Here is a 10,322-nt window from a genome sequence, read left to right as displayed (position 1 = left end):
GCTCGACCAGGGCACCGATGGCACCGACCAGCAGCGGCGCGACGATCAACGCCGGCCAGAAACCGATCTTGATGCTGATCGCATAGGCGAAATACGCACCCAGCATGTAAAAGCTGGCGTGCGCAAAGTTCAGTACGCCCATCATGCTGAAAATCAGCGTGAGGCCGGAAGAAAGCATGAACAGCAGGAGCCCGTAGCTCAGACCGTTAAGCAAGGTAATTAAAGTAAACTCCACGAGGCAACCCCTATTTCAAATTCATGTACGACCGTACTTTTTTCGACGACAAAAAAGTGGCGTGTCATCAGCCGACACGCCACCGGGGAGTGAATTACAGCGGACGCTTCATCTGGCAGGACGTCGGTTGGGTAGCGACAAAGGCGTCAAGCTTGACGTCGGTCTTCCAGCCGTAGCCGGTATTTTCCTGGTCATACTTCACATCCTTGCCATTAACCTTGGTCCATGTAGCGATGTACAGAGGTTGCTGCAACTGGTGATCGCTCTTGCGCATTTCGACCTCGCCGTTGAGACTCTGTACCTTCATTCCTTCCATGGCCAACGCCACCTTGACCGGATCGGTCGACTTGGCTTCCTTTATTGCCTTCCCGACCATGGCCAGCCCGGTATAAGTTGCCATGGCGTAGTAGTCGTCGTTGTACTTCTGTTTGAAGCCCTCGACGATTTCCTTGCCAACAAACTTTTCATTGTTGACGTTCCAGTAGCCGACATATTTGACGCGATCAGCGCCTGCCGGTCCCATAGCCGTAGGCACGCCGGTAGTGCTGGCGTAATACGTGTAGAAATTAGCCTTGAGGTCGGCTTCCTTGGCGGCCTTGATGAGCAAAGCCAGGTCTGCGCCCCAGTTACCGGTAATGACCGTATCGGCACCGGATGCCTTTATCTTCGCGATGTATGGCGAGAAGTCCTTGACCTGACCGATCGGGTGCAGGTCGTCGCCGACGATTTCAACATCCGCGCGCTTGCGCTTCAGGTAGTCCTTTGCTGCGCGCGTTACCTGGTGCCCGAACGAATAGTTCTGGCCGATGATATAGACCTTCTTGATGTTCGGGTCCTTGGCCATGTACGTTGTCATGGCTTCCATCTTCTGGTCGGAATTGGCATCGAACCGGAAATGCCAGAAACTGCACTTGGAGTTGGTCAGGTCGGGATCGACCGCGGCGTAATTGAGGAAAAGTACTTCCTTGCCCGGGTTGCGTTCGTTGTGCTTGTTGACCGCATCGATGAGCGCGAGCGCTGCGCCGGAGCCGTTGCCCTGAATGATGTAACGGTAACCCTGATCGATAGCTGTCTTCAGTTGCGACAGCGATTCTTGCGGACTTGCCTTGTTATCGAAACCAACGATCTCAAAAGTATTGCCGCCCGCCCATTTCTGCGCGTTCGCCATTTCAGCGATGTATTGCCAGCTCTTGAGGATACCCTGTCCGACCGGTGCAAACGGTCCGGAAAGCGGGTCGATAAACGCCATCTTTACCGTCTCTGCATGTGCCGTAGCGGGACCGGCGAATGCAGCGGCCAATGAAAGCGGGATGATGAGGGATTTGAATTGGATAGCCATTTGTCTCTTCCTTTTTAGGTGTTTTGTGCTTACAGCATATCTATGGTTATACCCGGTGTAAAGCACCGTTATCAAAGGAGTTTAACTAGTGTCTGTCATGGCATTTCCCTTTCACGCGTGACTGGATTCTGGTGCAATTTTGGTGCATGAAACCGTTCTGGCATACGAGCGGGCGCATCCTGTTGAGGGGATGTGCACTGTCCTCGCATTCCGGCCGGTAAAGGATTACGTGGCCGGCACTTCGCGATAAGGTACTGCTCTGCAACTGGAACATTCGGACATTCGCCGCTCTGCGGCGAAATGCGGCATGGACCGCTTCGGTACCATGCCGCCGAGAAGTAATGCTTAGGAAGGACGTGCCGGGCGCTTCATCTGGCATGAATGCGGCTGGGTCGCAACGTAGGAGTCGATCTTCTGATCCATGCTCCAACCATAACCAGTGTTTTCCTGGTCGTATTTAACTTTCTTGCCGTCGACTTTTTCCCAAGTGGAAATGTAGAGTGGCTGCTGCAACTGGTGGTCTGCGGCGCGCATCTCGACATCGCCGTTGATGGCTTTGGTCTTCATGCCTTCCAGCGCGAATGCAACCTTGACCGGATCGGTGGAGTTAGTGTCCTTGGCCGCTTTGGAAACCATCTGCACGACGGTGTAGATGTCGCTCACGTAGAAATCGTCGTTGTACTTTTTCTTGAAGGCTTCGACGATATCCTTGCCTGAAAAGGTTTCGTTGTTCGGGATCCAGTAAGCAACTTGCTTGACCAGGCCGGCAACGGAGCCACCCATCGCAGTCGGCACACCCGACGTGCCACCGTAGTAAGTGTAGAACTTGGCGGTCAGGCCCGCATCCTTGGCAGCCTTGACCAGCAACGCGAGGTCGGCACCCCAGTTGCCTGTAATAACGGAATCCGCTCCGGAAGCCTTGATTTTGGCGACATAAGGGGCGAAATCCTTGACAGTCGCGATCGGGTGCAGGTCGTCACCGACGATCTGGACGTCAGGACGCTTACGCTTCAGATAGTCCTTCGCAGCGCGGGTAACCTGGTGGCCGTGCGCATAGTTCTGGCCGATGATGTAGACCTTCTTGATGCTCTGGTCTTTCGCCATGTAGGAAGTCAGGGCTTCCATCTTCATGTCCGAGTTGGCATCGAAACGGAAGTGCCAGAAGCTGCACTTGCTGTTGGTCAGGTCAGGGTCGATCGCCGAGTAATTCAGGAAGACGATTTCCTTGCCCGGGTTACGTTCATTGTGCTTGTTCACCGCGTCCACGAGCGCCAGCGCAACGCCCGAACCGTTACCCTGAGCGATGAAGCGATAACCCTGGTCGATGACTGTCTTGAGCTGGTTCAGCGATTCCTGCGGGCTGCCCTTGCCGTCAAATGCATTGACTTCCACAGTATGGTTGCCGGCCCACTTCTGCTGGTTGGCCATCTCTGCAAACATGCGGAAAGTGTTCAACTGGTTCTGCCCGATCGGGGCAAATGCGCCCGACATCGTTTCGATCATCGCGATCTTGATTACATCTGCATGGGACGCCGGGGCGGCGAACGCAGCAGCGACGGAAACGGCCATTACGAGGGGGCGAATCTTCTTCATCATATGTCTCTCATCCTTAAGTGGGTATGCTGTGTAAAACAACGGCCTTTCCGGCTTCTTGTTGTGTCAGTTGCAGATACGCAGGTCTATTCAAATGCTTATGCAGTGGGTAGCTTGTACTCCTTGAACTGTTCACGAATGCGGTTTTTCAGTACTTTGCCGGTGGCACCGATCGGCAAAGCATCGACGAATGTCACATCGTCAGGCGTCCACCATTTGGCAATCTTGCCGTCATAGAACTTGATCAGTTCTTCCTTGGTGACTTCGGCTCCTGGCTTCTTCACCACGACGAGCAGCGGCCGCTCGTCCCATTTCGGATGGAAAACACCGATACATGCAGCCTGCTGAACGGCGGGATGCGCCATCGCGATATTCTCAAGATCGATGGTACCGATCCATTCGCCGCCGGACTTGATGACGTCCTTGCTGCGGTCGGTAATCTGCATATAGCCATCGGCGTCGATGGTAGCCACGTCGCCAGTCGGGAACCAGCCGTCCTGCAAGACATCGCCACCCTCGCCCTTGAAATAACTGCTGATGATCCACGGTCCTTTCACCAGCAGGTTACCGTAAGTCTTGCCATCCCATGGCAGTTCCTTGCCATCGTCGCCAACAATCTTCATGTCGACGCCATAGATTGCATGGCCTTGCTTTTCGAGGACAGCCTGCTTCTTCTCTTCCGGCAGATCCATGTGGTGGCTCTGCAGCGTACCAGTCGTACCGAGCGGCGACATTTCCGTCATGCCCCATGCGTGCACCACTTCGACACCGTACTGGTGGCGGAAGGTTTTCATCATGGCAGGCGGACAGGCCGAACCGCCGATCACTGTACGTTTGAAAGTAGAAAACTTCAGATTATTTTGCCCGACATAGGTGAGAAGACCAAGCCAGACCGTCGGAACACCCGCCGAGAAAGTAACCTTCTCCTGCTCGAACAGTTCATAGACCGATTTACCGTCGAGTGCCGGTCCTGGGAACACCAGTTTGGCACCGGTAAGCGGCACGGAATACGGCAAGCCCCAGGCGTTGACGTGGAACATCGGGACCACGGGAAGCACCGAATCGCGTGCCGACACATTGAGCGCGTCGGGCATCGCCGAGGCGTAGGAATGCAGTACCGTGGAACGATGCGAGTACAGCGCACCTTTGGGATTGCCAGTCGTACCCGAGGTATAGCAAAGACTGGACGCCGAGTTTTCGTCAAACTGCGGCCATTCGTACTGATCCGAGTTATTCGCAATCAGTTCTTCGTAGCACATCAGGTTGGGAATCTTGGTTTCCGCCGGCATGCGATCCTTGTCGCCCATCATCACGAAGCCCTTGACCGTCTTGCAGTGGGCGGCAAAAGCTTCGACCAGCGGCAGGAAAGTCATATCGAAGAACAGATACTGGTCTTCGGCATGGTTCGCGATATAGGCGATCTGCTCGGGATGCAGGCGTGGATTGATGGTGTGCATGACTGCACCGGAACCGGAGATTGCGTAATACAACTCCAGGTGGCGATAACCGTTCCAGGCCAGTGTGGCCACCCGGTCACCCATCTTGACGCCGAGCCCTGTCAGGGCATTCGCCATTTGGCGAGCACGGCGGTGACAGTCACGATAGGTATAACGATGGATATCGCCTTCCACGCGTCGCGAAACAATCTCGTTGCTGCCGTAGTACCGGTCTGCGTGCTTGATAATACCGGAGATGAGCAAGGGCTGGCTCATCATCTGGCCCATTAATGGGCTCTTTGGATATTGCGACATCATGCCTCCTGCCTCGAAGTTAGAATTCTTATCCTAATTGAAGCATGATTTTTGAACGACCGTACTAAAATCGTCAACGACTTTCGATGATGCGCCGCACCAATGTCATGTAAGAGACTTTTTACGGGCTAACGGTCTTGTAAATCGTATTTTTGGGCCGAGCCATTACGCGGCGCAGCATTGGCTCAAAAAATTCGAGTGGCAAAGTGTCGTATTCCGGGTCGAAAGCCGGTGCATCGTATTTTTCGCAAAACTCAAGTGTGGCATCGTATAAGGCTTGTCCGGCGAACTGGTCGCGCAGATTGCGGTCCATGCCGAGGTGATGGAAAAAATAGTAGCCCTGGAAAATTCCATGCTTTTCGACTATGGCATGATTCTCTGGACTGACGAACGGTTTGAGGATGGCTGCGGCGATGTCCGGATGATTGAAGCTACCGAGGGTATCGCCGATGTCATGCAGCAATGCGCAAATGACGTATTCTTCATCCCTGCCATCGCGATGCGCACGCGTCGCAGTTTGCAGGCTATGCGTAAGACGATCCACTGGAAAGCCGCCGCAGTCGCCATCGAGTAGTCGCAGGTGCGCGAGAACCCGGTCGGGCAAGGCCGCCGAATACGATTTGAACTCTGCCCCAATGATTTTCCAGTCGTCCGCCGTGCTCTGCTGCATGTCACGAAAGGTCGCGCGCGTTTGTTCGGTTGTCTCCATCTGTTTTCTCTCAGTCAAATTGTTAGGCGTAGGGGTTAATCGCGGAAGGATGGATCGATACGATCCAGGCGCCGAAGCAATCCAGGCCATGCCAGCATGCCTCCCTGGGATTTGGTAACAGTGCGCGCTTGTTGCTGGGCGCCACTGATAATGCCTGGTGGGATCCCTATCAGTTCTCCCCCACCCGATTGCGCGCGGATCTGAATCATGCAGGCGGCTTCGAAGATATACATATTGACGAACGCATCCGCGATGGTCTTGCCAAGTGTCAGCAAACCATGGTTGCGCAGCATCAGGTAATTCTTGTTACCTAGATCGGCAACCAGGCGGGGCTTTTCCTCATCGTTGAGGGCAACGCCTTCGTAATCATGGTAAGCGAGGCTCGACAGGACAAAAATCGATTGCTGGGACAGTGGCAGCAAGCCATTCTTTTGAGCCGAAACGGCAACGCCATTGATACTGTGAACGTGTAATACACATTGTGCATCATGCCGTACTGCATGGATCGCCGAATGGATCGTAAAGCCGGCAGGATTGATCGGGAAAGGCGAGTCTTCAATTTTGTTGCCATGCAGGTCGATTTTCACCAACGACGATGCGGTGATCTCATCGAACATCATGCCGTAGGGATTAATCAGGAACTGATCTTCAGTACCCGGCACTCTTGCGGTAATGTGGGTAAAGATCAGGTCGCTCCAACCAAAGTCGGCAACAAGCCGATAACAGGCGGCGAGGTCAACACGGGTCTGCCATTCCTCTGGAGAAACACGATCTCTCAACGATGGAATAGTCAGTTTTTCTGGGGCGTTCATATGGTGTCTCCTCTTCTCTGTCAGAATAAAGGGTTGCCGCCAAAGGCAGGCCCTCGGTCTTGGTCTTGGCACAGAATCCAGTTCAGGGCCGGGTAGTAACCATGCCGAATGATGTGGCAACCACTGCGAATCAATGCAGTTATTGTCCGCAGTATCCCCATATCGCACGGCACAACACTGTCAACTTTTTAACATTCGACATGCATAATCGCGGTACCGACGACATCGACAAGGCCAGCGTGTTAAGGCGTTCATGGTTATCCGGCTTTCCGGACGACGTGATTGACGACGCTGCGGCATGTGCCGCCCTGCGCGCAGTGGAAGACGGCACACTGATTCATGCGCGTGGCGCGGAAGCAGACGGTTTTTATACGATCGCCAGCGGCGGCGTACGTTTCACCCGTGCCACCGTAGACGGGCATGCCACGACAATTGCCGTTCTCGATGCGCCGAATTGCTTTGGCGAGATTTCACTGTTTGATGGCCTCCCCCGTACCCATGACGGTCATGCGTCCGGGCCAACCGTTCTGTTATTCCATGCAAAGACCGACTTCAAGCGCTTGCTGTCACGTTATCCGGCGATCTACGAGCGCTTTGCCAAAGTGCTGAGCATGCGCCTGCGCGCGACCTTCGACCTGGTCGAGGAAGCAGCAATTGCACCACTGACCCAGCGCCTTGCACGTCGTCTGCTGGAGCTTGCTCATATCCATCCATCCCCGCTCAATGCGACCGTCGACGCGCAGGGACGCGAAGTTCCGCTGACGCAGGAAGAACTCGGCCACCTGCTGGGAAAATCGCGGCAAAGCATCTCCAAGCAGCTACATATCTGGGAACAAAACGGCTTGATAAAAACCAGATACGGACGCATATCGATTACTCAGCCGGAGGCATTGGCGTTGATTGCCTATCCGGATCAGGCCGAGACGCGCAGCCCGCGCAAGACAGCAGGCACGTCTTCCGGCTCCCACCCAATCAAGGAAGCTCCATGAATGCACCACAGGAAGGACCGTTGCCAGGCCAGCTACGCTATCGCGCTGTCGAATTGCCTTTTGAAAATTCTTTCGCCAGCCTGCCCCCGTCCTTCTATACACGCCTTCAGGCAACACCGGTTCCTGCGCCTTATCTGGTTGGAGCAAGCGCATCGGCCGCAGCATTGATTGGCCTGGACGTGGAAGAGCTTGCCCGTCCGGAAATTATCGATGCGTTCTCCGGCAATCGCACCCTGCCAGGCTCAGAACCTTTGTCGGCCGTGTACTCAGGCCACCAGTTCGGCGTATGGGCAGGGCAGCTTGGAGATGGTCGCGCTATCTTGCTGGGTGATGTCCCTGCGAACGAATCATCGCCGCCGGGACGACTTGAACTGCAGCTCAAGGGAGCGGGCTTGACGCCCTACTCCCGCATGGGCGATGGCCGAGCTGTATTGCGCTCCTCCATTCGCGAATTCCTGTGCTCGGAAGCGATGGCCGCGCTTGGCATTCCGACCTCGCGCGCCCTTTGCGTTACCGGGTCCGACATGCCAGTCTTTCGGGAGACGGCGGAGACCAGTGCCATTGCCACACGGATGGCGCCAAGCTTTGTACGTTTTGGCTCCTTCGAACACTGGTTTTACAACGACCGCAAAGAGGAACTGAAGACACTTACCGACTACGTGATCGAGCGCTTTTATCCGGAGCTGCGAAGCACCGAGCACCCATATCGTGCGCTGCTCACCGAGGTGGCGCGCCGCACTGCGGAATTGATGGCACAGTGGCAGTCGGTGGGTTTTATGCACGGCGTGATGAATACCGACAACATGTCCATCCTCGGACTCACTATTGACTATGGCCCTTTCGGTTTCATGGAGGCCTTCAACGCTCGTTACATCTGCAATCACAGCGATCATCAGGGCCGCTATGCCTACCACATGCAGCCACGGATCGGTCAGTGGAACTGCTATGCGCTTGGACAGGCATTGCTGCCGCTGGTGGGCGAAGTCGGAGACGTTGAATCCGCGCTCGAAATTTACAAGCCGGCTTACGAGGCAAAGTTCGATCAGCTCATGCACGCCAAGCTTGGCTTGATGACTCGCCAGGACGGCGATTTGAAGCTGATCGACGACATGCATACGCTGATGCAGAATACGCATGTCGACTTTACGCTGTTCTTCCGGCGTCTCGGCAACCTGCAGATTGACGCGCCGGCCGGTGATGAGCCAATCCGTGATTTGTTCATTGACCGACCGGCCTTCGACGCTTGGGCCACGCAATACCGTGATCGTCTGCGCCAGGAAAATAGTGACGACGTCAAGCGTAAACAGGCGATGGATGCGGTCAACCCCAAATATGTGCTGCGCAATTACCTTGCCCAAATTGCGATTGAAAAAGCGCAAAATAAGGATTTTTCCGAAGTTGCTAGGTTACTCGCGGTACTCGAACGCCCCTTCGACGAGCAACCGGAAAACGAACACTATGCTGAATTACCGCCCGACTGGGCGAGCGAACTGGAGGTAAGCTGCTCATCATGACAAAAAAAGTAACCAAGACTGACGCCGAATGGCGCGCCGCACTTGAGCCCATCGAATACCAGGTGACCCGTCATGCCGCGACCGAGCGTGCATTCACCGGGAAGTACTGGGATCATCATGAGCACGGCATTTATGTTTGCGTTTGTTGCAACACGCCGCTATTTGAATCCGACACGAAATTCGACTCGGGCTGTGGCTGGCCAAGCTACTTTAAACCGCTTGACCCGGAAAATGTTTCCGAGCGTATCGATCGCAGTCATGGCATGATACGCACCGAAATTCTTTGCAATGTCTGCGACGCGCATCTGGGCCATGTTTTTCCGGATGGTCCGCCGCCGACCGGATTGCGTTACTGCATCAATTCCGCGTCTTTGCGTTTCGAACCCAAGTAGTCCAAGTAGTAATTTACTTTTAGCCACTCAAGCAACACTTGCCTGCGAAAGAACCGTCGCCGATATGAAGTTCCTGTTCGATCTGTTCCCGGTCATTCTCTTCTTTGTCATGTTCAAATGGGGTGAAGGCCATCCAGAGGCGGCGCAAGGCCTGGTACAGCAATACTTGTCCGGACTGGTGTCCGGTGGTGCCGCCACCGTAAGCCAAGCGCCCATCATGCTCGCGACCGCAGTAGCAATCGTCGCAACAATTGGTCAGATCGGCTATCTGCTGATGCGCAGCAAGAAAGTCGACGTGATGCTATGGGTTTCGCTTGCCATCATCGTCGTATTTGGCGGTGCTACGATTTACTTTCATAACGAAACTTTCATCAAGTGGAAGCCGACCGTGCTTTACTGGTCTTTTGGCGCGGCCCTGGTAATTAGCCAGCTGGTATTGAACAAGAATCTGATCCGCCTGATGATGCAAAAACAGTTGGTTCTGACAGATCCGGTCTGGCAAAAACTCAACTTGTCCTGGGCTGCATTCTTCGGTGCAATGGGATTGGTCAACTTGTATATTGCGTTTAATTTCTCCACTGCATTCTGGGTAAACTTTAAGTTATTCGGTTTTACTGGTCTGATGCTTGCCTTCGTTATTGCACAGAGCCTTCTGCTGTCGCGACATGTTAAGGACACGCAATGACAGAAAGAATCGATAAAATTCGTGAGCGTGTGCTTGCAACTTTTGAACCGCTTGAGTGTCAACTCGACGACGAATCCCATTTGCATGCCGGTCATGCAGGCGCCTCCACGGGTGCCGGACATTACAGGCTACGCCTGGTGTCTGACCGGTTTGCCGGACTAAATCGGATAGCCCGCCATCGGCTGGTGTATGATTGCCTCCGCGACATGATGCAGAGCGAGATACACGCCATCAACATCATCGCCATCGCGCCCTCTGAACTCAACACCTAGACGTGCCTGAATTTGTTTTAACCCCTACCTT

At 54.4% G+C, this 10,322-nt stretch carries 10 protein-coding genes and 1 pseudogene; 5 read left to right on the top strand and 6 right to left on the bottom strand.

Annotation, left to right across the window (positions count from 1 at the left end; translation table 11 throughout):
* The 6 genes and pseudogenes from ACFQUU_RS04720 to ACFQUU_RS04695 form a co-directional block, all read right to left on the bottom strand.
* Positions 1-235: pseudogene (locus ACFQUU_RS04720) on the bottom strand (branched-chain amino acid ABC transporter permease); the annotation flags it as partial.
* A 94-nt stretch (positions 236-329) separates the two neighbouring features.
* Positions 330-1,574: a branched-chain amino acid ABC transporter substrate-binding protein gene (locus ACFQUU_RS04715; protein WP_382243337.1), complete on the bottom strand. Its 1,245-nt coding sequence runs from the start codon at positions 1,572-1,574 to the stop codon at positions 330-332.
* 345 nt (positions 1,575-1,919) lie between these two features.
* Positions 1,920-3,167 (bottom strand): branched-chain amino acid ABC transporter substrate-binding protein, encoded by a 1,248-nt coding sequence (locus ACFQUU_RS04710; protein WP_382243407.1) that lies wholly within the window; start codon positions 3,165-3,167, stop codon positions 1,920-1,922.
* A gap of 98 nt (positions 3,168-3,265) precedes the next feature.
* On the bottom strand, positions 3,266-4,918 hold the full coding sequence (locus ACFQUU_RS04705) for a 3-(methylthio)propionyl-CoA ligase (protein ID WP_382243405.1): 1,653 nt from the start codon (positions 4,916-4,918) through the stop codon (positions 3,266-3,268).
* A gap of 121 nt (positions 4,919-5,039) precedes the next feature.
* Positions 5,040-5,627 carry an HD domain-containing protein gene (locus ACFQUU_RS04700; protein WP_382243335.1) on the bottom strand — a complete coding sequence of 196 codons (588 nt, stop codon included), beginning with the start codon at positions 5,625-5,627 and terminating at the stop codon, positions 5,040-5,042.
* Positions 5,628-5,662: 35 nt separating this feature from the next.
* The gene (locus tag ACFQUU_RS04695; RefSeq protein WP_382243332.1) at positions 5,663-6,439 is read right to left on the bottom strand and encodes a class II aldolase/adducin family protein; all 777 of its coding nucleotides are present in this window, start codon (positions 6,437-6,439) and stop codon (positions 5,663-5,665) included.
* Between the two features lie 200 nt (positions 6,440-6,639).
* Between ACFQUU_RS04695 and ACFQUU_RS04690 the strand changes: the two genes are divergently transcribed.
* The 5 genes from ACFQUU_RS04690 to ACFQUU_RS04670 all read left to right on the top strand — a co-directional run bounded on the left by ACFQUU_RS04690 (position 6,640) and on the right by ACFQUU_RS04670 (position 10,291).
* Positions 6,640-7,428: a Crp/Fnr family transcriptional regulator gene (locus ACFQUU_RS04690; protein WP_382243329.1), complete on the top strand. Its 789-nt coding sequence runs from the start codon at positions 6,640-6,642 to the stop codon at positions 7,426-7,428.
* Positions 7,425-8,942: a YdiU family protein gene (locus ACFQUU_RS04685; protein ID WP_382243327.1), complete on the top strand. Its 1,518-nt coding sequence runs from the start codon at positions 7,425-7,427 to the stop codon at positions 8,940-8,942. The genes ACFQUU_RS04690 and ACFQUU_RS04685 overlap by 4 nt, the downstream gene beginning before the upstream one ends.
* Positions 8,939-9,334: a peptide-methionine (R)-S-oxide reductase MsrB gene (msrB, locus tag ACFQUU_RS04680; RefSeq protein WP_382243324.1), complete on the top strand. Its 396-nt coding sequence runs from the start codon at positions 8,939-8,941 to the stop codon at positions 9,332-9,334. Before ACFQUU_RS04685 ends, msrB begins: the two co-directional genes overlap by 4 nt.
* A gap of 64 nt (positions 9,335-9,398) precedes the next feature.
* Positions 9,399-10,019 (top strand): septation protein A, encoded by a 621-nt coding sequence (locus ACFQUU_RS04675; RefSeq protein WP_382243402.1) that lies wholly within the window; start codon positions 9,399-9,401, stop codon positions 10,017-10,019.
* Positions 10,016-10,291: a BolA family protein gene (locus ACFQUU_RS04670; RefSeq protein ID WP_382243322.1), complete on the top strand. Its 276-nt coding sequence runs from the start codon at positions 10,016-10,018 to the stop codon at positions 10,289-10,291. Before ACFQUU_RS04675 ends, ACFQUU_RS04670 begins: the two co-directional genes overlap by 4 nt.
* Positions 10,292-10,322: the final 31 nt, after the last annotated feature.

The organism is Herbaspirillum sp. GCM10030257 (genome assembly GCF_042666555.1).
In the GTDB taxonomy this organism is placed as follows: Bacteria; Pseudomonadota; Gammaproteobacteria; order Burkholderiales; family Burkholderiaceae_D; genus Noviherbaspirillum.
Note: the sequence above shows the minus strand (reverse complement) of the source record. Positions and strands in the feature narration are given on the sequence as shown.